The 23,319-nt window shown below is 58.4% G+C and carries 18 protein-coding genes; 9 read left to right on the top strand and 9 right to left on the bottom strand.

What is annotated here, in order from left to right; genetic code table 11:
* Positions 1-68 precede the first annotated feature (68 nt).
* The 3 genes from OHL14_RS02740 to OHL14_RS02750 are packed head-to-tail and all read left to right on the top strand — an operon-like array spanning position 69 to position 5,506.
* On the top strand, positions 69-1,139 hold the full coding sequence (locus tag OHL14_RS02740) for a hypothetical protein (protein ID WP_263377775.1): 1,071 nt from the start codon (positions 69-71) through the stop codon (positions 1,137-1,139).
* 40 nt (positions 1,140-1,179) lie between these two features.
* Complete coding sequence (carB, locus tag OHL14_RS02745; RefSeq protein ID WP_263377776.1) at positions 1,180-4,449, top strand: carbamoyl-phosphate synthase large subunit; 3,270 nt, start codon at positions 1,180-1,182, stop codon at positions 4,447-4,449.
* Between the two features lie 22 nt (positions 4,450-4,471).
* Positions 4,472-5,506, top strand: coding sequence for a dihydrodipicolinate synthase family protein (locus OHL14_RS02750; RefSeq protein ID WP_263377777.1), 1,035 nt, complete (start codon positions 4,472-4,474; stop codon positions 5,504-5,506).
* Positions 5,507-5,571: 65 nt separating this feature from the next.
* On the opposite strand, the gene OHL14_RS02755 is transcribed toward OHL14_RS02750, so the two are convergent.
* The 6 genes from OHL14_RS02755 to OHL14_RS02780 form a co-directional block, all read right to left on the bottom strand.
* Positions 5,572-6,531 (bottom strand): tetratricopeptide repeat protein, encoded by a 960-nt coding sequence (locus OHL14_RS02755; protein WP_263377778.1) that lies wholly within the window; start codon positions 6,529-6,531, stop codon positions 5,572-5,574.
* 149 nt (positions 6,532-6,680) lie between these two features.
* Entirely contained in the window at positions 6,681-7,487 is an 807-nt protein-coding gene (locus tag OHL14_RS02760; RefSeq protein ID WP_263377779.1) for an OmpA family protein, read from the bottom strand.
* 113 nt (positions 7,488-7,600) lie between these two features.
* Positions 7,601-8,956: a Tol-Pal system beta propeller repeat protein TolB gene (tolB, locus tag OHL14_RS02765; protein WP_263377780.1), complete on the bottom strand. Its 1,356-nt coding sequence runs from the start codon at positions 8,954-8,956 to the stop codon at positions 7,601-7,603.
* 72 nt (positions 8,957-9,028) lie between these two features.
* Positions 9,029-9,796, bottom strand: a complete 768-nt coding sequence (locus OHL14_RS02770; RefSeq protein WP_263377781.1) for a TonB family protein — start codon at positions 9,794-9,796, stop codon at positions 9,029-9,031.
* A gap of 7 nt (positions 9,797-9,803) precedes the next feature.
* On the bottom strand, positions 9,804-10,211 hold the full coding sequence (locus OHL14_RS02775) for an ExbD/TolR family protein (RefSeq protein WP_263377782.1): 408 nt from the start codon (positions 10,209-10,211) through the stop codon (positions 9,804-9,806).
* Positions 10,212-10,213: 2 nt separating this feature from the next.
* A complete protein-coding gene (locus OHL14_RS02780) occupies positions 10,214-11,008 on the bottom strand; it encodes a MotA/TolQ/ExbB proton channel family protein (protein ID WP_263377783.1) in 795 nt (264 codons plus the stop codon).
* 156 nt (positions 11,009-11,164) lie between these two features.
* On the opposite strand from OHL14_RS02780, the gene recN reads away from it, so the two are divergent.
* From recN to hpnA, 6 genes are all read left to right on the top strand, one after another.
* A complete protein-coding gene (gene recN, locus OHL14_RS02785; protein ID WP_263377784.1) occupies positions 11,165-12,856 on the top strand; it encodes a DNA repair protein RecN in 1,692 nt (563 codons plus the stop codon).
* 130 nt (positions 12,857-12,986) lie between these two features.
* Positions 12,987-14,009 carry a 4-hydroxy-3-methylbut-2-enyl diphosphate reductase gene (locus OHL14_RS02790; RefSeq protein WP_263377785.1) on the top strand — a complete coding sequence of 341 codons (1,023 nt, stop codon included), beginning with the start codon at positions 12,987-12,989 and terminating at the stop codon, positions 14,007-14,009.
* A 93-nt stretch (positions 14,010-14,102) separates the two neighbouring features.
* A complete protein-coding gene (gene shc / locus OHL14_RS02795) occupies positions 14,103-16,136 on the top strand; it encodes a squalene--hopene cyclase (protein ID WP_263377786.1) in 2,034 nt (677 codons plus the stop codon).
* A gap of 96 nt (positions 16,137-16,232) precedes the next feature.
* Positions 16,233-17,387 (top strand): adenosyl-hopene transferase HpnH, encoded by a 1,155-nt coding sequence (gene hpnH / locus OHL14_RS02800; protein WP_263377787.1) that lies wholly within the window; start codon positions 16,233-16,235, stop codon positions 17,385-17,387.
* A 2-nt stretch (positions 17,388-17,389) separates the two neighbouring features.
* Complete coding sequence (locus tag OHL14_RS02805) at positions 17,390-17,848, top strand: hypothetical protein (protein WP_263377788.1); 459 nt, start codon at positions 17,390-17,392, stop codon at positions 17,846-17,848.
* Between the two features lie 5 nt (positions 17,849-17,853).
* Positions 17,854-18,861: a hopanoid-associated sugar epimerase gene (gene hpnA / locus OHL14_RS02810; RefSeq protein ID WP_263377789.1), complete on the top strand. Its 1,008-nt coding sequence runs from the start codon at positions 17,854-17,856 to the stop codon at positions 18,859-18,861.
* 1 nt (position 18,862) lies between these two features.
* Here hpnA and OHL14_RS02815 read toward each other — a convergent pair whose 3' ends face one another.
* The 3 genes from OHL14_RS02815 to OHL14_RS02825 are packed head-to-tail and all read right to left on the bottom strand — an operon-like array spanning position 18,863 to position 23,315.
* Complete coding sequence (locus OHL14_RS02815; protein WP_263377790.1) at positions 18,863-20,155, bottom strand: glucoamylase family protein; 1,293 nt, start codon at positions 20,153-20,155, stop codon at positions 18,863-18,865.
* A 2-nt stretch (positions 20,156-20,157) separates the two neighbouring features.
* A complete protein-coding gene (locus OHL14_RS02820) occupies positions 20,158-21,735 on the bottom strand; it encodes a GH39 family glycosyl hydrolase (RefSeq protein WP_263377791.1) in 1,578 nt (525 codons plus the stop codon).
* Between the two features lie 59 nt (positions 21,736-21,794).
* A complete protein-coding gene (locus OHL14_RS02825; protein ID WP_263377792.1) occupies positions 21,795-23,315 on the bottom strand; it encodes a GH39 family glycosyl hydrolase in 1,521 nt (506 codons plus the stop codon).
* Between the last annotated feature and the right edge of the window lie 4 nt (positions 23,316-23,319).

Raw genomic sequence — 23,319 nt, forward strand, 5'->3', positions numbered from 1 at the left:
CCGTCGCTCAACGCATGTTCTGGCCAATATGTTTGGCATTGACCGTGGCGTCGGGCGTTTCCCTTTGGATGGCCGTTCAGCGAGCGCTGATCGGCTGCCAGGACTTTCAATGGTCCGGGGCGCACATGTTTGCGCAGGGTATCGACCCGTACGCGGATTACCTGGCGGGTGATCCGCGTCACGCGGTACTGATGTCGCAGGTTCCCAACTACCTGCATGAGTACTATGTGGCACTGTGGCCGATCGGGTTGATGAGCTTTGGTCATGCGAAGGTGCTTTGGACAGGGTTGAATCTGCTTTTCGCTGTGGCGATTGTGCTGCTTCTGCGAAGTGTCTACGGACTGAGCCGGAAGCAGGCGTATCTGCTGGCGATGCTGCTTGCGATCAGCACACCGTTTCGCATCGCGGTCGGGTCCGGTCAGCAGGCGCTACTGGAAACATTATTGGTGTGTGTTGCGCTTTGGAAGCCGTCGCAGAGCGGCATGATGCTGGGAATGAGTTATTTCAAGTACAGCTTTTCTCCTATCTTCTTTTTCTATGCGGCAGCGTGCAGAGCCTGGAAGCAGATCGCTATGTCTCTTGTTTTGGCTGCCGGCGGATTGCTGGTTTTCTGGGCGCGCGTGCATGGCAGCCTGCTGAAGGTGCTGGCAGAGCCGTTTATGGTGAGTCGCTGGGGCATGGAGCATCGCACGGACGGCGATCTGATCTCGCTGACGAACATGGTGTATCCGCGGGGCTACAATGCTGCGATTGTGCTGGCTCTGGCTCTGAGTGCGGGGTTTGCGTTTCTCGCGCACCGTCGCAGCCCCACGTTTGCAGGGGCGATCGCTGCGCTGGCGGCGATCAATCTGGCATTGTTGCCGCATGGTACGCATGACGCTGTATTGCTGAGTGTGCCTTCGGCGTGGCTGATGGCAAACGCCCGCTGGAGCCTGGCGATCTTCGCGGGCGGCGTTTCGATTTCGATGTTCTGGTTTGGGTTCAAACTTGTACCGCTGAGGCATTATCCGGTGACCTCGCAGCTGCTTCACATGGGATTGCTGGCGGTGCTTTTCGTAGTCGTCTTGAGCGGAGATCGCTCTTGTGAACAGTTCAACGCGAGCTTGCAGGGCGCTCCGCATACAACAGCCGTATGCTAAAGAGTTTCAAAGGCTGTATTTCGTGAAGTGAGAAGGTTAGATGCCACGCAGGAATGACATTGCAAAGATTCTGGTGATCGGCTCCGGGCCGATTGTGATTGGGCAGTCGGCGGAGTTCGACTACTCCGGCACTCAGGCGTGTAAGGCGCTGAAGGCCGAGGGCTATGAGGTTGTGCTGGTGAATTCGAACCCGGCGTCGATCATGACCGATCCCGACGTCGCGGACCGCACGTACATTGAGCCACTGACGCCTGCTTACGTGGAAGAGATTCTGCGCGTCGAGAGCGAGATGCTGAAGGCTGCAGGGACGCCGGGCATCTTTGCTGTGCTGCCGACGGTAGGTGGACAGACGGCGCTAAATCTTGCGGTGGATCTGGCTGATGCGGGAGTGCTGGATCGACTGGACATCGAGTTGATTGGCGCGAAGCTGGGGCCGATCAAGAAGGCGGAAGATCGTCTGCTGTTCAAGGATGCGATGACGAAGATCGGTCTCGACATGCCGAAGTCGAAGCTGGTGAACAACATTCGCGATGGTCTTGAGTTTGCGCAGCTGATCGGCTTTCCGGTAGTGATTCGTCCGAGCTTCACCCTAGGCGGTTCGGGCGGCGGCATCGCATTCAATCGCGAAGAGCTGATGGAGATTCTTTCGCGTGGACTCGATCTTTCGCCGGTGCATGAGTGCCTGCTGGAAGAGAGCGTGCTCGGCTGGAAGGAGTACGAGATGGAGGTGGTGCGCGACCTTAAGGACAACGTCGTGATCATCTGCTCCATTGAGAACTTCGATCCGATGGGTGTACATACTGGCGATTCGATCACCGTGGCTCCGGCACAGACGCTGACGGACCGCGAGTTCCAGCGGATGCGTGATGCTTCGATTGCCGTGATCCGCGAGATCGGTGTGGAGACAGGCGGAAGCAATGTGCAGTTCGCAGTGAATCCGCAGAACGGTCGCATGACAGTCATCGAGATGAATCCGCGCGTGTCGCGTTCTTCTGCGCTGGCTTCGAAGGCGACGGGCTTTCCGATTGCGAAGATCGCGGCGCGGCTTGCTGTGGGTTACACGCTCGACGAGTTGCAGAACGATATTACGAAGGCGACACCTGCTTGCTTTGAGCCGACGATTGATTATGTCGTCGTGAAGATTCCGAAGTGGCAGTTCGAGAAGTTCCCCGGCAGCGACGAGACGCTTGGCCCACAGATGAAGTCTGTGGGTGAGGTGATGGCGATCGGTCGCACCTTCAAGGAAGCGATGATGAAGGCAGTGCGTTCGCTGGAGACAGGCAAAAAGGGGAGCGCCGATACGATCGATCCGCGCCGCCTGCGCCAGAAGCTGGTGATGCCTTCTCCGGAGCGGTTGGCGTATCTGCGCTACGCGCTCGATAACGGTATGTCTGTGCGCGAGGCGCAGAAGTACACCAGCATGGACCCGTGGTTCCTTCACCAGATGAAGCAGATCTCTGATGAATTGAACGAGGTTGCGTCGATTGGGTTGAGCAATCTGGACGAGCAGGACCTGCGTTCGGCCAAGCGTATGGGGCTCTCGGATGAGCGGCTGGCGCTGGCGCTCGACACAGATACTGCGAAAGTGGCTGCGCTGCGCAACAAGCTTGGTGTGAAGCCAGTGTTCAAGCTGGTGGACACGTGCGCAGCTGAGTTTGAGTCGCTGACGCCGTATATGTACAGCTGCTATGACGAAGAGGATGAGGCTCCGCCGACGGCGAAGAAGAAGGTCATTATTCTCGGCTCGGGTCCGAACCGCATCGGGCAGGGTATCGAGTTCGATTATTGCTGCTGCCATGCGGCGTTCGCGCTGCGCGACGATGGCTACGAGACGATCATGGTGAACTGCAACCCTGAGACTGTGTCGACCGACTACGACACGAGCGATCGTTTGTACTTCGAGCCGCTGACGTTTGAAGACGTGCTTGCGGTGTATGAGCATGAGGCTTCGGGTGGAGCGGAGATCGGCATGATCGTGCAGTTTGGTGGACAGACTCCGCTGAACCTGTCGCTGCCGTTGAAGGCGGCTGGTGTGCCGATCATTGGTACTTCGCCGGAGTCTATTGAATTGGCAGAGGATCGCAAGCGGTTCCAGAAGCTGCTGGAAGAGCTGGACATTCCGCAGCCGCCGGGTGTGATCGCTACGAGCGTTGATGAGGCCCTGGCCGGTGCAGCACGCGTCACGTATCCGGTGCTGGTGCGGCCTTCGTTCGTGCTGGGTGGGCGCGCCATGGTGATTGCGTATGACGATGCTGCGATCCGTCACTACATGACGACGGCGATCGAGTACTCGCAGGAGCGGCCGGTGTTGATCGACCACTTCCTCGAAGATGCGCAGGAGGTCGATGTCGACGCTCTGTGCGATGGCGACGACGTGTTGATCGCTGGCATCATGCAGCACATCGAAGAGGCTGGCGTTCACTCAGGCGACTCGTCTTGTGTGCTGCCGGCTGTCGATCTTTCTGACGAGGTGCTGGAGACGATTCGTACCTACACACGCAAGCTGGTGATCGCTCTGAAGGTGCGTGGACTTGCAAACCTGCAGTTCGCTGTGCAGCGCGGCAAGGTGTTTGTGATCGAGGTAAACCCGCGTGCGTCGCGTACGGTGCCGTATGTATCGAAGGCGACAGGTGTGCAACTGGCGAAGGTGGCTGCGCGCATCATGACCGGCAAGAAGCTGCGTGATCTGCTGCCAGCGGAAGTGGCTGCGGGCAAGGACCTGAGCACGGGCGATCACTACTTTGTGAAGTCACCGGTATTCCCGTGGGGCAAGTTCCAGGGCGTCGATCCGGTACTTGGGCCGGAGATGCGTTCGACGGGCGAGGTGATGGGTGTGGCTGCAACGTTCGGCGAGGCGTTTGCGAAGGCGCAGACGGCGGCCGGATTGATTTTGCCGACGAAGGGCACGGCGTTCTTCTCGGTGAACGATCACGATAAGAAGAGCCTGGCTACGGTGGCTCGGCGCTTTGTCGATATGGGCTTCAAGTTGGTGGCTACGCATCGTACTGGCGACGTAATCGAAGAGGCTGGTATGCAGGTGGAGCGTGTGTTCGCGGTGAAGGAAGGTCGTCCGAACGTGGTCGATCTCATCAAGAGCGACCGCATCAATCTGATTGTGAACACGCCTTCGGGACAGCAGAGCGTGTTCGATGAGGCTGCGATTCGTCGCGCTGCCGTACTGGCACGGATTCCAACGATCACGACGCTGGCTGCGGCTCGCGCGGCGGCTGATGGGATTGAAGCGATTCAACGTGGTGAATATAAAGTCGAGTCGTTGCAGGCCCTTCATGCAGCGCGCAAGGCACAGTAACGGCGAGGGATAGACTAGTACGATGCTGATCGATGGAATCCATGTACCGCTGAGTTCGCCGTTTTACCGCGATGGGCGCAGCTATCTGCGCAAGCTGGAGCACAATGTGGCGCGCTACTCACTGACGCCTGTCGCGGGGTTAGTGGCTCTGGCGAGCGAAGGCGCGATGCTGACCGATGCGGAGGCGTTTGAGTCGCTGCAATCGGTGGGGGAGTTCGCGGCGAAGGAGAAGGTGCTAATCGCTTCGATTGATCGCGAGAGCGTTCATGCGGCGTTGCTGCTGGCCGAGCAGGCAGACGCTGCGGGCTTCGATGCTTTGCTTGTGCGCGTGCCGGGGTCGATTGCGGCCGACGATATTGCTATGAAGGAGCTCTATCTGCGAACGGTTGCGGATGGTGCTTCTTTGCCTGTGCTGTTGCTGAGTGAAGAGGGACGTTCGCTGCCGGTGAGTGCGATCGCTGAGCTGGCGAAGCATACGAACATTATCGGACTGTATGACGCGGAGTTGACGGTCGAACGCTATCAAGAGATTGTTGCTGCGACTGCCGACGTAAAGCGCGAGGTGACGGTGACGACGATCTTTGCTCCGGTGACACGCAGGATGTTGAAGGTTGAGGTCGAGGCGGGCGGCAGCTTTGTATCTGCGGATTCGCTCGCAGGCGGTTTGGCCGTTGCGGTGGCTCCTCCTAAGCCAGCTATCAAAACGCGCACGAAGTCTGTCGGCTTCCAGATCATGGCGGCGGGGACTGCGACGAATATGACCTCTCTGCTGGCGGCGGGTGTGGCAGGGGCCATGCCGGAACTGGCTACGTGCACACCGCAGGGCGTGTACGAGGCGTTCGCTGCGTTCAAGGATGGTGATCCACGGCTTTCGGAGCTGAAGCAGGAGCGGTTGGTCGAGGCGGACGCTCTGATTGCGCAGCTTGGAATTGCTGGCATCAAGTACGGCTGCGATTGGAACGGCTATTATGGCGGCGTACCGCGTTTGCCGCGGCTACCGCTGGATGCAGCTGCTCGTGCGCAGATCGAACGTGTACTCGCAGGTCTGCGCAACTAGTTCAGGCACGGAAAAGACCCAAGGCCTACGCCTTGGGTCTTTTGTGTTTCGAGCGGAAGCGCGGATTAGTGAGCGGGGACGTGAAGCGAAGTCAGGCGCTGGCGGGCCTGTACTGCTTCGGGAGAGTTGGGGAAGCGCTGGATGAGAGCGCGCAGCTCGCGCACGCCGCCATCAGTCTGCTTCATCGAGATCATAGCCTCGGCCTTGTGAAGATGGGCGGCGGGGATCTTGGTGTTGTCTGGGTAGCGCTCTAGCAGGTGATCGTAGTCCTTTACCGCGAGCGTCGGCTTCTGTGAGCGCATAGCGATTTCCCCGAGGTAGAAGTAAGCGTTGCCGGAGAGATTGTCATCCGGGTAAGCCTTGGTGAGATCCATGAACTCGGAGGTTGCGAGAGGATATTTGGCGGACATGTAGTCGCTGTAGGCCGTGCGATACATGTCGGCTACAGGGGGAGCCGAAGGCGCAGCTGCTGGCTGCGGGTCTGAGGCCGCAGGATCCTGCGGCGGGCTGTTGCCGCCAGGGTCGCGCGAGATGGGGGCTGAGGTGGCCGGAGCCGGAGTGGGGATAGCGTTGCCACCTCCGCCGCCAGCAGGGAGGTTGTTGAGGATGGCAGCGGCGGACTGCTGCTGACCCTGCACATCGCTGAGCATCTTCTCCATCCGAGCCATGCGTGCCTTCAACTCGTCTAGAGTGTCGTTGAGTGACTGCACCTGTCCGGAGACCTGGTCACTCTTCGCGCCCATGGCCTCCTGCTGGTTCTGCATGCTCAACTTCATGCCGTTCATCTCGACGGACATCTTGTTCACGCTATCGGCTGTCTGCAATAGCAGGTCCTTCATGGCGCCCATGCGCTCGTCGTTGGACTGCTGAAGTCGCGCGACGGCGTCCTGCAGCTGCTGCATCTGGGTCTGCAGCTGGATCATCTCCTTGCTGACGGCGTGGGCCTTAGGAGTGGCGAATGCTGCGATGAGCAGAGCAACGGCAAGACAGCGAATGGTGAGAAGGCGGAAAGGCGAGCGGGACATAAAGGGCTCCTCGGACATCAGTACTACTGAAAGGGTACTGCAAGCGCTTGTGAAGGTGCTGCGAAACTGAGCGCCGTAACAAAGCTTATGGCCGTAGTGCGCTTACCGATGAAGGTAGCGCGCTACGGCCATTTTGGCATTCGCCAGACTTAGCGATCGATGGAGAACTGATCGCGGCGGTTCTGCTGCCAGCAGGCTTCGTTCTCGTCGGTGCAGAACTGGCGTTCCTTGCCGTAGCTGACGACGCGGATGCGGCTGGCGTTGACGCCGGCTGCGACCAAGCCCTGCTTCGCGGAGTTTGCGCGGTTTTCGCCGAGGGTGATGTTGAACTCAGCTGAACCACGGTCATCGCAGTAGCCACCGATGAGGATCTTGATGTTCGGGTTGGCGTTCAGGTATTGCGCAGCCTGTGCAATCGAGGTTTGAGCGTCGGCACGGAGCGTGAAGCTGTCATAGTCGAAGAAAACATCCTGCACGTGCGAGTGGAAGATCGAGTCGCTGCCCATGTCGCCTTCGCCCGAAGGAACGCTGGGCATGGAGGGCACGCGGACGGTGACGCGGACGCTGGCGTCCGTGGTGCCGCCGTCACCCTTGGCAACGAGGTGGAAGTTGGTCGAGGCGGAAGGCGAAACAGTCTGCGTACCGTTGACAGGCACACTGCCTATACCGTCGATCGAGACGCTGCTCGCGTTCGTGGTGCGCCAGTTCAGCACGACCGACTGACCGAGATCGATGGACAGGGGATCGGCGCTGATCGTTGCCGTTGGAGCGATGCCGCTGTCACTGGGAGCCAGGGCGGAGGGTGGCGGAGCTGAGTTCTTCTTATGGCATCCGGTTGCCATCAACATGCCAAGGCTCAGTGCCAGCGCTGCGTTCTTCCAAAGCCGAGACTGGCCCGAAGCCTGGCCTTTCACCGATACCCGATTCGCGTCCATAGTCATAGCGTTCTCTCTCACTCCCTGATATTCCTTTGTTGTATCTATTCAGTTTACGATGCAGCTCTTTGACAGGGTGTTATCTGCAGTATTGTATCGGATGGCGATACAATACTGATTATACAGCGTTTATCCTATTTCCAGCTCCAGTTAGGCATATCGGTACCGGCTCCGGAGAGGGCACGGCGCTGGGTGCCGTCGGCAAGCATGGTCATGATGCGTGTGTGGGCAGCGGCACCGTCGGGATCGTTGGCAAAGACGATGTGACGACCGTCGGGTGACCAGGAGGGGAAGTCACAACGACCGATCTCGTGGGTGAGCTGAATCCAGCGCTTCGTGGCGACCTCCATCACGTAGATGTCCTGCCCACCGGGAGCGCCCGGGCCGTACTTGCGGTCCCATGCGAAGGCGATGAACTGGCCATTGGGCGACCAGGAGGGCGAGGTAGCGTAACCGCCATCGGTCATGCGGGCGACGCCGGACCCGTCTGCGTCCATGATGTAGAGCTGTGGGAGGCCGCTCCGACCACTGATCCAGGCGATCTGTGCGCCGGTCTTGGGATTCCAAGTAGGCGAGACGTCCGGGCCGACGAATGAGGTGATGCGGTGCGAAAGGCTGCCCTGCGGATCGGAGATCCAGATCTCGGGGTCGCCGGTACGTGAGCTGGAGAAGGCGAGTTGCTGGCCGCTGGGTGCCCAGGCGGGGGATACGTTCGTTCCTCCAACCGAGGAGTAGTTGACGAGGCGACCGAGCAGCAGGGAGTACATCCTGATCTGGAAGCCATTTTTGTCGAGCGAGCTGAAAGCGATGCGCGAGTTGTCGGGCGAGACGCGCGGAGAGATGGAGATGGCGCCGAGGTGGGTGATGGCGTGCTGGTTCGCGCCGTCATAGTCCATCGCCCAGATCTCTTTGTTCGCGCCGTCCTTCTTCACATAGAAGATCTTCGATTCAGCGATACCGGGGACACCGCCGAGGCGCGTGATGATCTCGTCGGCGAAGCGGTGTGCAATCTGGCGAGCACTGTCGGAGCTGGCTTCTTCGTTGTAAAGCTTGGTGAAGACCTGCGGGTACTGCGTGTTCTTCGCGTCGTCGAGGAAGCCGTTCACGACAATGCGGCCACCCTGCACGGAAAGATTGCCGAAGGCGACCATGGAGGCGCTGGCAGGCGCTGCAGCCCAGTCTGCGAGATGAACGTCAGACTGATTGCTGGGCAGTGCCTGCGGGTTCTGACTCTTGGAGACGACATCGAAGATGCCCGCAGAGGCAAGATCGGAGTAAAGGGTGGCATCGAAGACGTGCTTGTCTTCACCGACGGATGGATCAGAGCTCATAGGCTTGAAGTCTGCCGTCGCGATGCGAATGCGCTCTGCCGCACCCTTGTTGGTCTCCAGCTGGTACCAGTCCTGCGCGTGGGCCTTGGAGGCTACCAGGGCGGAGAGCAGGATACCCGCGACGATCGATGTCTTTTGTCCGTAAGATGTTTTCATCATTCCTTTAGCCTTCTTCTAAATCCTAAACACACGTCCGGTGGATTCGCTTCGTTTGGAGCACCACGGCAGATACTAGTGTGCGTCGAATTTGTACTGGATGGTGATGTGATCGCCTGAGGGCAGCGGGCCGAAGCTTTCGACGCTCTCCACAGCGCGCCTGGCTGCGAGATCGAGTGGGCTGTAGCCGCTGGCTTTGTCGATGCGCAGGTTGTTCACCGTTCCATCTCGTTGGATGTCAAAAACGATGGTGACGCTTTTCGCCTGAGATCCGACCGGCGGACTGTAGTTCTGGTTGACCAGCTGGCCGACAAGCCGGAGATAGTACGCGTAACGAGTGCCGAAGACCTTGTCTTCGGCGGTGATGGTCGCGGTTCCGTTCTTCAGCGGAGCGGTGGTCTGTGGAAGCTGGGTGGCGGAGTCGCCGCTGTTGGCCTTTGGTGTATCCGGCGTGGGTTGAGGATGTTTGGGAGCTGTGACGGTAGTGGGTTTGGGCTGCGCTTTGTCCGGCGTCTTGCCCTTGATGAGGACATCATCCGGCTTGGGCGGAGGCTGGGTCGTCACCTTCGGCTGCGGGGCAGGAACGTTTGTGACGTCTTCAGAAGCGAGAACGGCCTTGTCGACAGGCGGAGCCTTCGGGGGCAAGGGAATGGCGGAGACGAGGTTCGCCTGGATGGAGCCGCTTTGCTGTGCGCTTTCTCCCCAACGTGGGCCGTGGATGTGGCTGACGAGGGCCCAGCCGACGATCGCGGCAGCGGCAGCGATGTGCAGGCCGATAGCGAAGGTGAAGCCGCGACCCAGCCGGTCGAAGTCCTGATCGTTCGTGTTGGAGTAGGTGCTCATCTACCGATTACTTCTCCAACGGCTGCGTGACGATGCTGATGTTGGTGATGCCTGCCTGCTTGACCGCATCCATCACCGAGGCGAATGCGCCGAAGGGAACCTTCTGGTCGGCGCGGACGTAGACGACGCGCTTGGTTTCCTTGGGATTGTTTGCGAGCAGACCGGAGAGATCGTGAATGTTTACCTGCTTGTCCTGCAGGAAGACGTTCTGATCCTTGTCAATGGTGACGACCATGTGCTCTTCGGTAAGCTGCGCGACGGTGCGCGTCTGCGGGACGGCGACGACGATGCCGCTCTGCAGTACCGGTGCGGTGAGCATGAAGATGAGCAGCAGCACCAGCACAACGTCGACCAGCGGCGTGATGTTGATGTCGGCGAGGGCCGTCTGCGTGCGCCCTTTGGCGGAGAATGCCATGGTTAGAGGGACCTCCGCCGCGCCTCTTCTGCTGCGGCTGCGGAGTCTTTGGGCTGGAACATGGCTGCGTTCTCAATGGCGTTCAGCAGCTCGCGACCGAAGTCATCCATGCGGGAGGCGAAGTCTCGCAGGCGGGCGGTGAGCTGGTTGTAGCCAACGAGTGCAGGCACGGCGACGACGAGGCCAGCAGCGGTAGTGATCAGCGCTTCAGAGATGCCGGGAGCGACGGCGCGGAGCGTGGCGGCGCCAGCGGTGCCGAGGCCATGGAAGGCGTCGACGATGCCCATGACGGTGCCGAAGAGGCCGACGTAGGTAGCTGATTGCGCGATGGTTGCGAGCCAGGTGATGCGGCTCTCCATCAGCGTGAGGGCTTCGCTGGAGGCGGTGAGAGCGGCGCGCTCCATTGCGGAGGGATTCGCGGGAATACCGCGACCGCCGCTCTGGCGCTGGTACTCATCGTTGATCTCGTTGAAGACGGTGACGAGCGGGCTGGGCTTGTACTGGTCGGCGACCGTCGAAATCTCGCTCAGCCGCCCCGATTTGCGGAAGGCACGGAGGAAGCTCCTGCTCTTTTTTTCTGCAGCACCAAAGGCACGCCATTTTGAAAGCATGATGGCCCAGGAGAAGATGCTGGCCGCGAGCAGAATGCCGAGAACAGCGAGCGCGACAGGGCCGCTGTTATGGATCATCTCGGTGAGGGCGCTGCCGTTGGAGGCTGCCGGTGCGGGCCCTAGCGAGGGGTCGACCGTGGCGGAGGTTGCGTCTTGGAGGAGGAGTGCGAAGGCAAGCAGGGTCATAGCGTCTCTCAGCAGTGTAACGTCGGGTTTCGTAGCGTGTCTTGATCGGAACCCTTTGTGGTACGAGTAACGATGCACCGGGTTAGATGCAACTTTGCCTTTCGTTCTCCAGAGCGTAGCCTGCTATTCTCTCGTTGAAACGAGAGACACTTCCCGATGCTTCTGGAGCTTCGCGCAGAAAACTATGCGGTGATCGACCACGCGGTGGCCGTCTTTGGCCCGGGCCTGAACCTGCTTACGGGCGAAACCGGCGCTGGCAAGTCGATTTTGATCGATGCCCTTGTTATTTTGCTAGGAAGCAAGGCCTCCAGCGATATGGTGCGATTCGGCGCGGAGAAGGCTGTTCTTGGATGCGTCTTCGAGACGACGCCAGGAGCCGAGGAGATCCTTGAGCGCAACGGGATCGATGCTGAGGGTGACGAGATCCTCATCCGCCGCGAGATTGGCTCGTCGGGCAAGGGAAGAGTGTTTGTAAATAATCAGCCAGCGACTGTGGCGGTGCTGCGACAGTTGGCTCCGGAACTAGCGCTGGTCCATGCGCAGTCGGAGACGCTGGTGGCGTTCGATGCGGAGCAGCAACGGTTGCTGGTGGACCGCTTCGGGGATATTCAGACTACGGATGTGGCTACGCACTTTGCGAAGTGGCGGGGGCTACGAACGCAGATCGAAGAACTTCGCAACGCGGAGGACGACCGCTTGAAGCTGATTGACCTGTGGAGCTTCCAGTCGAAGGAGATCGAGTCTGCAGCCATCGTCGATAGCGAAGAAGATAGCCAGCTTGAGACGGAGAAGCGGATTCTTGCCAATGCGGAGCGTCTCTTCACCGGAGCGAACGCCGCGCAGGAGCTGTTGTATGAGGCGGAGGTTTCGGCTGAGTCGCTGCTGGGATCCGCACTGAAGCACGTGGAAGACCTTGCACGTTTCGATCCGAAGTTTGTGGAGACGGCGCAGCAGCTTGCCTCTGCGAAGGCCTCCGTTGAAGATGCCGCTTCCACGCTGCGAGCGTTTGCTGGAGAGGTGACGGCTTCGCCTGAGCGGCTGGCAGAGATTGAAGATCGTCTCGCCGCCCTGGATCGGCTGAAGCGTAAGTATGGCAAGACGCTGGCCGAGGTGATTGCGTTTGGTGCGGACGCAGCGCAGAAGTTGTCGGACCTGCAGAACCGCGATGCGCGTCTGGTCGAGCTGGAGAAAGATCTGACCATTGCTGCGGCGAAGTACATTGTGGCTGCTCGCAAGGTGACGACCGAGCGCAAGAAGGCTGGGGAGAAGCTTTCGGAGACGGCAGAGAAGCAGATCAATGATCTTGCGATGCAGGCGCGGTTTCAGATAGACATCAAGCCCAGCGAGGATGAGTCCGCGTGGACGGTTCATGGCTGGGACCGCGTAGAGTGCCGCATTGCCACCAATCCTGGAGAGCCGGTAAAGCCACTGACGGAGATCGCCTCCGGTGGCGAGATGTCGCGTGTGATGCTGGCGCTGAAGGTGTCGGTGGAAGAGGGAGTTGCCGTTCATGCGAAGAAGCGCGGCCTACCGCTGCCGCGTACGCTGGTCTTCGACGAGATCGACATTGGTATTGGCGGACGGGCGGCGGAGGCTGTCGGCCAGAAGCTGAGAACTCTTTCGCGTGCGCAGCAGGTCATCTGCATCACGCATCTGCCGCAGATTGCAGCTTTTGCGGACCAGCATTTTTTGATTGAGAAGCAGGAAAAAAGCGGTCGCACACAGACTGGTGTTCGCCTGATGAAAACGGATGAGCGTACCGCGGAGATTGCCAGAATGCTCTCCGGAGCGAATCTTACCGAGACTTCATTGCGGCATGCCGAGCAGATGCTCAAGCAAAGCGTTTAGATCGGTTGCTGCGGAAGGCAGCTTGAAAGGCCGTCAGGTATCACCTTGATAGCCTTCGGTACCCCCGGTTTTGCACCAGTCCCGGTTCAAAACCGTGCCTTATGGGTAGGAAACGCGGTATACTTGGGACGTGAGCCTTCCGACCGCAGACCCCGTCGCTACGACCCCCTCCGTTAATTCAACTGACAAGCGCGTCATGCTGCTTAAGCCGCGTGGCTTCTGCGCTGGCGTGGTGCGCGCGGTCGATATCGTTGAGATCGCCCTCGACACATTTGGCGCGCCGATTTATGTGCGCAAGGAGATTGTCCATAACAGCTACGTTGTCAACGACCTTGCTGGCAAGGGAGCAATTTTCGTCAACGAACTGGACGAAGTTCCGTCCGGCGCTCGCGTGATTTACTCCGCGCATGGCGTTTCTCCAGCTGTGCGTGAAAACGCCAAGAGCCGTGGTCTCAAAGTCATCGACGCGACCTGCCCGCTGGTCACCAAGGTCCACGTTGAGGCGATCAAGTTTGCCAAGCAGGGTTATTCGCTTGTGCTGGTAGGCCATCGTGATCACGAAGAGGTCGAGGGTACCCAGGGTGAGGCTCCGGATGTGACCCAGGTTGTTTCGACGGTAGAAGAAGTAGCCGCTTTGGTGGTGCCGGACCCGAACAAGGTCGCCTACCTGACGCAGACCACGCTCTCGCTGGACGAGGCGCGCTACATGATCGAGGCGCTAAAGAAGAAGTTCCCGAACATCGTCGGACCGCATGCGCAGGACATCTGCTATGCAACCGAGAACCGCCAGACTGCGGTAAAGAATGTGGCTCACGGCGCTGATCTGGTCCTAGTAGTCGGTTCGCGCAATAGTTCGAACTCGAATCGCCTGGTTGAGGTCTCGCAGAATCTGGGCACGAACTCTTACCTAATCGATAAGGCTGAAGACATTCAGCCGGTCTGGCTTGAAGGCGTTTCGACGGTGGCGATCACCGCCGGTGCGTCGGCTCCCGAAATCCTGGTGCAGGAGGTCGTGGCGTATCTGCAGGACAAGGGATATGGCTCCGTCGAAGAGGTTGAGGTGATGCCGGAGAATGTACGCTTCGGTCTGCCCCCCGAGATTGTTCAGGCGATCGCTGCAGCTCCAAAGCTGCCTGTCGCTGCAACGGTCTAGCCATACATGAAATTTTTCTGAAGTTGCTTTGCTGTAGCTTCATCCAATCGTAAACACATCACGCAACAGACGAACGGGTACGAGCAGTCAAGCATGAGCACATTGCCAATCAATTCGGGAGCTACGGTGCCTGAGGGTACCAAGCAGCCACGGTTCGGTCGCCTTGATCTGGCGATGGACAAAGTCACCGAAGGCATCACGAAGTCGGTGAACTGGATCTTCGGCCAGCAGCACGAAGAGGGTTACTGGTGCGGCGAGCTTGAGGCCGACTCGATGCTTGAGGCCGATTACATCTATGTCCATAAGCTGCTGGGCACGGGTGATGCGGGCAAACTCGAGCGTTGCGCCAACGAGATTCTTCGTCATCAAAACGAAGATGGAGGCTGGAGCCTGTATCCGGGTGGCCCTTCCAACGTGAACTATGGCGTGAAGTGCTATCTCGCGCTGAAGCTTATGGGCTATAAGGCCGACGACCCGATTCTGGTGCGCGCTCGCGAGAATGTGCTCTCGCTCGGCGGTGTGGTGGCCTGCAATACCTTCACGAAGATGTATCTCTGCTCGATGGGGCAGTACGATTACGATGCTGTCCCTGCAGTTCCGCCGGAGATCGTTCTTTTTCCAGACTGGTTCTACTTCAATATTTACGAGATCAGCGCCTGGTCGCGCGCGATTCTGGTGCCGCTTTCGATCATTTATGCGAATAAGCCGTTCCGGAAGCTTGCGCCGGAGCAGCAAATCGATGAGCTCTTCGTCGGTGGTCGCAATGCTGCAAATCTGCATCTTGCCTGGGACCGAAAGCATATTTTCTCGTGGAAGAACTTCTTCCTGTTCACTGACCGTCTCGCCCACTGGGCAGAACGTGTGCATCTCCGTCCATTGCGCAAGAAGGCGCTGAAGAAGGCCGAACGCTGGATGCTGGAGCACTTTGAAAAGTCTGACGGACTGGGTGCGATCTATCCCGCGATGCTGAATGCGATCGTTGCATTGAACTGCCTCGGTTACACGGCCGACGATCCGCAGGTCATACGCGCGATGGACGAGTTTGAAAAGCTCGGCATCGACTGCCCGAACGGGACCGCCGACTATCCGACGCCTACCTTCCGCATGCAGCCCTGCCTGTCGCCTGTTTGGGACACCGCGCAGGTGCTGTCGACACTGGGCGAAGCGAACGTCTCCAGGACGGATCCCCGCATGGTGAAGTCAGCCGACTGGCTTCTGTCGAAAGAGATCCGCTATCAAGGGGACTGGTCGCACAACGTCAAGAACATCGACGCGAGCTGCTGGTGCTTCTTCTTCAACAACGACCATCAGCCGGACTGCGACGACACTGCCGAAGTGCTGTTGGCGCTGAAGGCGGTAGACAATCCTCGTGAGCGCTATCAGCATGAGGTGTCGCAGCGGGCGATCGACTGGCTGTTTGCGATGCAGTGCAAGAACGGTGGCTGGGCCTCGTTTGATAAGGACAACACGAAGAAGGTTTTCGAGTCGATTCCATTCGCCGATCACAACGCGATGATTGATCCGCCGACCGTGGACATCACTGGCCGCATCCTGGAGATGCTTGCGGCCTACGGCTACACCCGCCGCGATAAACGCGTTGAGAAAGCCGTGCAGTTCATCCTGAAAGAGCAGGAGCCAGACGGTGCCTGGTTCGGTCGCTGGGGTGTGAATTATCTGTACGGAACGTTCCTGGTACTGCGTGCTCTGGAAGCGATGGAGTTCAGCTACCTTGAGCCTGCTGTACAGCAGGCCGCTGAGTGGATTCGCATGATGCAGAACTCCGATGGTGGCTGGGGCGAGTCGTGCGGTACCTACGACGATCCGTCCAAGCGCGGCGTCGGTCCATCGACTCCATCGCAGACCGCGTGGGCTCTACTCGGTTTATTGGCTGCCAACGATACGCGTTCGGATTCCGTTGCAAAAGGCATTCGTTGGTTGATTGAGCGCCAGCATGAAGATGGCAGCTGGGATGAGTTAGCTCCGGGTCGCAACGGTGAGAGCTATTACACCGGTACCGGTTTTCCGACAGTCTTCTATCTTGGATATCACTTGTATAAACATTACTTCCCGTTGCTCGCGCTAACTACTTATCGCAAGGCTATAGAGCGCGGCCCGCGCGAAGAATAAATTTCACCAAAGCGAGCTTTGGCTCGTCAGTTCGATCACAGACCTTTCCGTAGTTTGAGCCCGAAGGGCTGAAGTATCAACGAAGGAGTTTTCAGTATGGCAGTTCCAGTCTCACAGATGTTCACCGTAGCTACATACGTCCTGAAGCAGAAGCTTTCGGGCCGGAAGCGCTATCCTCTGGTGATGATGCTCGAGCCGCTCTTTCGCTGCAACCTGGCGTGCGCAGGCTGCGGCAAGATCCAGTATCCGGCTCATATCCTGAAGGCGCAGCTTACTCCTGAGCAGTGCTGGAAGGCAGCCGAAGAGTGCGGCGCTCCGATGGTTTCCATTCCTGGCGGTGAGCCGTTGCTGCATCCGGATATGCCGGAGATTGTGGCTGGACTGGTCGCGCGCAAGAAGTACGTTTACATGTGTACGAATGCGCTGCTTCTGAAGGAGAAACTTCACCTTTTCACGCCATCGAAGTATCTCAGCTTCTCCGTGCATGTCGATGGTGAGCGTGAGCATCACGACTTCGCAGTCTGCCGCGAAGGTGGTTATGACATTGCGATGGAAGGCGTTCGCGCGGCTGTGGCTGCAGGCTTCCGCGTGACCACGAACACCACGTTGTTCGATGGCGCCGATCCCAACTCGGTGCGTCGCCACTTCGACCAGTTGATGGATGCCGGCGTCGAGAGCATGATGGTTTCGCCTGGTTATACCTATGACAAGGCTCCGGACCAGAACCACTTTCTCGGCAAGGCCAAGTCGCGTCGCCTGTTCCGCGCCATTCTTTCGAACCGTCATAAGAACTGGGAGTTCAATACGCATCCTCTGTTCTCTGAATACCTCATGGGTAAGCAGAACTTCGAGTGCACGCCATGGGGCATGCCGACCTACTCAATCTTCGGTTGGCAGAAACCCTGCTACCTACTGCAGGATGGCTACGCAGATACCTTCCAGGAGATGCTCGACGAGACTGCGTGGGAAGAGTACGGCGCAAAGAGCGGCAACCCGCGTTGCGCTAACTGCATGGTGCATTCTGGTCATGAGGCGTCTGCAGTCGATTACAACTTCGGCTCGCTGAAGGGCTTCCTGATCACGGCGAAGAAGTACATGTTCCCTTCGCTGTACAAGGACGATGACGCGATGAAGATCCTGAACGAGTGGAAGCCGGAAGGCCATACGCCGCTGGTGCAGATCGGCAACGCTCCCACGCCGGTTGTCGTTACGACTTCCGTCGATCACAACGTAACCGTCTCAGGAGACTAAGCATGTCCACCGCACAGCAGGAACATCTGAAGATTGAGCAGCTACAGCAGGTTTCTGCTGACGACCTCGAACACATTGAAGGTCGCGAGCGTGAGAACCTCGAAGGCTGGATCCCGCAGCTTGCCAGCGAGGCTGAAGTCCGCGAAGCGCTCGAAAAGGCGTTTGATTATCGTGGCGATGTCACGATTACACGTCGTGACGGCACGCTTGTCGAAGGCTATCTGTACGATCGCCGCACAGGACCCTCTCTTGAAACCTCCGTTGTTCGCATTATGCCGACGCCAAAAAATGGCGAGAGCTTCGAGCGCGTCATGGTCAGCTATGCGGATATTGCAGCGCTGAATTTCTCTGGTCGCGACACGGCTGCAGGCAAGACCTTCGATGCCTGGGTGAAGAAGTACTGGGAAAAGAAAAACGCGGGCGAGACGAACATCCAGATCGAGCCTGAAAAGCTCGACTAGCCACGATGCGTCTCTTCATCACGGGAGCCACGGGCTTCGTCGGCGCCCACGTGGCTCGACTCGCGGCGGAGCAAGGGGCAGATCTTCGCCTCCTATCGCGCTCCACATCGAATAAGAAGAATCTACCGGCAAATGCGGATATCGTCACAGGCGACCTTCGTAATCCGTTTGCGTTCGCCTCTGCGCTGCAGGGTTGCGACGCGCTTATCCATGTGGCGGCAGACTATCGTCTGTGGGTGCCTGACCCCGCAGAGATGTATCAGGCCAACGTGGAGGGTACGCGTGAGCTGCTGCGCCTCGCGCGTGAGGCTGGGGTGCCGCGCGTCGTGTACACGTCTAGCGTGGCTACGATGGGGTTCAAGAAGGACGGCACCGTCGTTGATGAGACGACCCCCGTCAGCGAAGCTGACATGATCGGCCACTACAAGCGCTCGAAGTGGTTGGCCGAGCAGGTGGCGCTTGAAGCAGCTCGTGCCGGACAGCACGTAATGGTGCTCAACCCAACGACGCCTATTGGAGCGCTCGATACCAAACCGACACCGACTGGGCGAATCGTGGTCGACTTCCTCAACAAAAACTTTCCCGCTTATGTCGACACTGGTCTCAACCTCGTTGATGTGGAAGAGATCGCGCGGATGCACCTCATCGCGCTCGAACGGGGGACGCCGGGTGAGCGCTACATCCTTGGAGGCGAGAATCTCACGCTGAAGCAGATTCTCGATCGGCTTGCGGCCATCACGGGTCTGGCTTCACCAAAGATGAAAGTGCCTCATGGTGTTGCGATGGCCTTTGCGTTCTTCGATGAGACGATCACCGGTAAGCTACGGGGCAAAGAGCCAAGAGCCACTGTAGAGGCCGTACGCATGGGCCGGAAGATGATGTTCGCGAGTTCAGCCAAAGCGGAGCGGGAGCTTGGGCTCCACGTGCAAAGCGTGGAGAGTGCTTTGCGTGCGGCTTGCGAGTGGTTCATTGCGAACGACTATGCGCCAGAACCGCCTGCGTGGGGTCGCTAGATCAGCCTGGGCGAAACCCGGCACGCTTCATCGCGATGCCCACTTCAGGATTGCGAGCGAAGGTCTCCCATACAAAGCCGCTGCGTAAGTTTTCCGCCATTACGACACTGATGCCGAGATCGATGCCGAGTACATCGGGGTCATACCACGCAGCGGCTGGATGCAGAGCATCGCAGAAGCTATACCTCCCCCAGGCTTGCTGACCGTAGTTGGTCTTCAACGAACGCAGCACACGCAGACAATCGTCGGGAAGGAAGGGAAGTGAGCCTGCGACAGCGTTTGGAACGACGGAGCCATCGACGCCGCCGAAGCTTTCGCCCGAAGGTGAAGGGCCGCCCCATGCGGTGTAACCATGCGCGGAGTCGGAAGCACTGATACCCCAGTAGTCTTCCGAGTATGGCTTGCCAAGCTTCAGGCAAAAGGCCTTGTGAGCGCGCGTGGCAGTGACGGAGTTCTCGAAGTAATTGGCATAGCGATCGCGCTTTCCACGGAAGTCGAACCAGGCTTGGCTGTACTGGTGGACAAAAAGGGGATCGCCACCGCCGATGTATTCGTAACCCGCATAGCTCATCCTGTCGCGAGACCATGCGTCCCAGCAGTCAGCATCGACCGGATGTGTCTGTGAGCCCATCGCCAGCAAATAAATCATCATCAGCTCGCAGTAGTGGTTCCAGCGCGCTGCGATGAAGCCGCTCTCTGGATTCCATCCCATGCTGAAGGTCTTACCGCCGTTAAGCATCCAAGGCCAGTCGACGCGCTCGTAGATCTTCGTTGCGTATCGTTGTACTTCGGAGTTGTTGTGGAAGTGTGCTCGTGCCGTCAGCACCCCGCAGAGCAAGAGCGCTGTGTCGATGGACGAGACCTCGTTCCTCGCGAAGCGGGCGCCGGTCTCTATGTCATTGAAGTGATAGAAAAAGCCGTGGTTGTTGTAGAGCTCATCTGCATGGAAGCGCAACGTGCGGACGACCTGTTCGACCATAGTTGCGTGAGGGAAGTAGCCACGCTTATCTGCAATGCATAGCGCCGACAAGCCAAAACCCGTTGCAGCGATACTTGTCATGCGTCGAGGATCGAGCTTGCCATCAATTGAAGCAGCCGCACGGTCCAGCACTTGCCCGTTGCTGTGGCTGGCCTGTTCTACAAAATATAGGCAACTTCGCCGCTGCATCTCATCCAGAAAATGTTCGTCGGTCGGGTTCAAAGCGCGTTGCTGAGAAGGCGGAATAGCCACGGTGGGGAGCGTGGCGAACGCCGTGGTTCCCGCCATCATGCGAAGGAACTCTCGTCTCTGCATCGCTATCTCCCAAGCGTGAGCACAGCGAGACCATGCGCCGGCACCGTGAGTTGTAGCTTACCGTGATCGAGGTGCAGGTGTTCTGCAGGAGACATCTGACCGGCTGCGCGCAGCTGCTTGATCTGGTCGCGCGTCAGGCTCCCGGTGGGTCGTCCCATCGCATTGAATGCTTTCAACACATTGCTGTGATCGTCGTCGATGCGCAGTACCTCGACAGCAGCGTTCGCAGCAACGTGCTCAAAGCTCAGATCGAAACTCTTAGGTGCTGCCGCCGGTCCCTTCGGCATCGTGTAGGTAGCACCGGTGCCTGTCGGCGGTGCATAGTCCCAAAGAGCAACGACAAGCTTGCCTGCCGCATCTTCCGTTACCAGCGCAGACTTGGATGACGAAGCAATGCGCCTTTCGCCAAGCTTGTGCAGCGCTCGGAAGACGTTCAGCGAGGCCTTCGGAATGTCGTCTGCCGCGATCAAACCAAAGCCGCCGTAGAAGGGTGAGCGAACGACGCCCTGCTCCTCAAAGACATCTGAGAAGGACCAGTAACTCATGCTCTCAGTGAGGCCATCGCACAGGCGGATGTTGTTTGCAAGCCATGGGCCGATGTACGGCGTGTCAGTAACGTTCGGCTCGTTCGCGTAGCTTGCGTTGTATTCAGAGAAGATCAGCGGAAGATGTGGAAACGCAGACGCTGCGATTTCATCGTGGACCTTCTTTACCGAGCGATAGACCATCGTTTCGCGCGGAATGTCTTCGTGTGTCTTGAATACATCCATGGCGTTGTCGTTGGCATAAACATGCGTCGAAACAAAATCGACGGGAACGTTCTCGGCCTTCACGTGCGCGAGGAAGGGTGCGACCCACGCAGCCTGTGCCGTGGAAGGCCCGCCGATCTGAAGCCGCGGTGATACGGACTTGATGTCACGGGCAGTATGATCGTAAAGCTTGAAGTAGGAGTCCTGCTTCGGGTCGCCCATCCAGAAGTCGAGGTTCGGTTCGTTCCACACCTCAAACTTCCACTTCGATACCTCTTCTATGCCGTAGCGATCGACGAGATGCTGTGCGAACGCGCGGATCATATCGTCCCATAGCTTGTAGTCCTTCGGTGGCGAAACGTTCGGGTGATACCAGAATGCGTGCAGAGCTGCCGGATCGGAGGCCATCTTCTTCGGCATGAAGCTGAGTTCGACGAAGGGCTGCACACCGTTGTCGAGCAGGCCATCGTAGATCTCATCCACATAGCTGAAGTTGTAGACCGAAGCATCATTCGCTGCCTCTGCCGCAAGCCCGGGGTTTTTCGTTTGGCGGTCGGGATCGTAGAGGCCTACGTCGTCATTGAAGATGCCATGAAAACGGACTGACTGGAAGTTGGTGGCCTCCTTCACTGTGCGCAGATCCTTGCGGTAGTCGTCGCGAAGCGCCAGAATGGCGCGCCCGGAGCCAAAGGTCTGTTCCCAGAAGTGGGGAAAGGGCGTGGTCGATGCCTTTGCGTCGATGGAAATCTTCTCCTGCGCCACAGCTATCGTGGTGATGCATGACGCGCCCATAAATAAGACCAAACCCATCGCGACATTACGAACTTTCAAAGATGTAAGCATTGTCTCTCTTTTATCTAGCTTCAAGGTTACGTTCGAGGTCGTAGCAGCTACGGCCCCACATGGATCAATAACAGCGCATTCTTTCCAAGTTCCAGTGTCAGGTTACCGTGCGAAAGTTTACGCTGCTCAGGTGCCTGCGGGGCAGTTTCACGGTTCAGCTCTTCGACCTGCGCAGGTGTTGGATAGGCGGGTTTTCCCATTGCAGCATAAGACTTCAGTACATTGCTGTGTTCTTCGTCTACGCGCTCGATGGATACCGATGCGCTCTCAGGCACACCTACGATGTGCAGCGTGACGGACTTTGCTTGCGGCGCTTTGCCAACATCCGCAAGGTTCCACACAGCGATGCGTAACGAGCCGTCAGAGGCCTTGGTTACGATCGCGTCATTTGCCGAACTCGCAATGCGCGTATCTCCGAGCTTATGCAGCAACGCAAAGTCGTAGAAACTCGCCTTGTTAATACCACCCGTAGCCCGAAGGCCGAACTGCCCTTCGAAGGGTTTGCGTGCCGGTCCGCCTTCTTCAAAAACATCGGAGAAGGTCCAGAAGGACAGTGCTTCGACTCCTTCGCAAGTGCGGATAGCCTCCGCCAGCGCGGGACCGACGTAGGGAGTGTCGCGGCGTTCATTGTCACCGGGTACGTTCCATTCGGTCCATAGCAGCGGGAGTTTTGGTGCTGTCGAGGCATCGATCTGCTGCCGCACGTGGGCAACCCCCGCGCAAACTCGATCTTCTTCACGAATGTCTTTGTCGCGCAGCGGTTGATCTTTGCCGAGCAGACGTTCTACCGGTTCGTCGTCGTAGCCATGCGTGGAGATAAAGTCGACCGGCACGTGGTTCTCCGAAGTGTACTGGAGGAAGTCCGGTATCCATGCGGCTGCGGCTGTCGCGGGGCCACCCACGCGCAGTCGCGGATTCACCCGCTTGAGGTCGCGTGCTGTGTGAGCATAAAGATCGAAGTACGATTCCATGCGAGGGATGCCTCCCCAGAAGTCGATGTTTGGCTCGTTCCACACCTCGAAGTACCAGCTCGAGACCTCAGCAACGCCGTAGCGATCGATGAGGTGCTGCGCGAAGTGAGTCATCAGATCGTCCCAGCGCTCCATGCTCTTGGGCGGTGAGACATTTTGTTTGTACCAGAACGGATGCAGTGCATCGGGATTGAACGCAAGCTTCTTCGGCATGAAACTGATTTCGATCACAGGCTTTACATGTTGCTTGAGCAGACCATCGTAGATCTCATCGACGTACGTAAAGTTGTAGACCGGGTCGCCGTGCTCGTCTTCGTTGTACACACCGACTTCATCGTGCAGTATGGCGTGGAAGCGAACGTACTTGAAGTCTGTAGCACCTTTTACTGCACGGATATCGTCACGGTAGCTCTCCCGCAGCGAGAGGATAGCGCGACCCGAACCGAACATCGTCTCCCAGAAATGAGGGAAGGGAGTGGCTGCAGCGTGCGCATCGATATCGATACGCTGCTGAGCCATAACCTGCGTATGCGAGAGGTATCCCGCAAGCAGGAACGCAGAAAGCGTCAGCACGCATCTGGTAGTTCGAAAAAGCATGGTC

The sequence above is a fragment of the Granulicella paludicola genome, assembly GCF_025685545.1.
Taxonomy (GTDB): Bacteria; Acidobacteriota; Terriglobia; order Terriglobales; family Acidobacteriaceae; genus Granulicella; species Granulicella paludicola.

Bases quoted from the DNA above. Each gene is read 5' to 3' on its own strand.
- OHL14_RS02740 (WP_263377775.1), top strand. From the start codon at position 69: ATGGCCGTTCAGCGAGCGCTGATCGGCTGCCAGGACTTTCAATGGTCC.
- carB (WP_263377776.1), top strand. From the start codon at position 1,180: ATGCCACGCAGGAATGACATTGCAAAGATTCTGGTGATCGGCTCCGGG.
- OHL14_RS02750 (WP_263377777.1), top strand. From the start codon at position 4,472: ATGCTGATCGATGGAATCCATGTACCGCTGAGTTCGCCGTTTTACCGC.
- OHL14_RS02755 (WP_263377778.1), bottom strand. From the start codon at position 6,531: ATGTCCCGCTCGCCTTTCCGCCTTCTCACCATTCGCTGTCTTGCCGTT.
- tolB (WP_263377780.1), bottom strand. From the start codon at position 8,956: ATGATGAAAACATCTTACGGACAAAAGACATCGATCGTCGCGGGTATC.
- OHL14_RS02770 (WP_263377781.1), bottom strand. From the start codon at position 9,796: ATGAGCACCTACTCCAACACGAACGATCAGGACTTCGACCGGCTGGGT.
- OHL14_RS02775 (WP_263377782.1), bottom strand. From the start codon at position 10,211: ATGGCATTCTCCGCCAAAGGGCGCACGCAGACGGCCCTCGCCGACATC.
- OHL14_RS02780 (WP_263377783.1), bottom strand. From the start codon at position 11,008: ATGACCCTGCTTGCCTTCGCACTCCTCCTCCAAGACGCAACCTCCGCC.
- recN (WP_263377784.1), top strand. From the start codon at position 11,165: ATGCTTCTGGAGCTTCGCGCAGAAAACTATGCGGTGATCGACCACGCG.
- shc (WP_263377786.1), top strand. From the start codon at position 14,103: ATGAGCACATTGCCAATCAATTCGGGAGCTACGGTGCCTGAGGGTACC.
- hpnH (WP_263377787.1), top strand. From the start codon at position 16,233: ATGGCAGTTCCAGTCTCACAGATGTTCACCGTAGCTACATACGTCCTG.
- OHL14_RS02805 (WP_263377788.1), top strand. From the start codon at position 17,390: ATGTCCACCGCACAGCAGGAACATCTGAAGATTGAGCAGCTACAGCAG.
- hpnA (WP_263377789.1), top strand. From the start codon at position 17,854: ATGCGTCTCTTCATCACGGGAGCCACGGGCTTCGTCGGCGCCCACGTG.
- OHL14_RS02815 (WP_263377790.1), bottom strand. From the start codon at position 20,155: ATGCAGAGACGAGAGTTCCTTCGCATGATGGCGGGAACCACGGCGTTC.
- OHL14_RS02825 (WP_263377792.1), bottom strand. From the start codon at position 23,315: ATGCTTTTTCGAACTACCAGATGCGTGCTGACGCTTTCTGCGTTCCTG.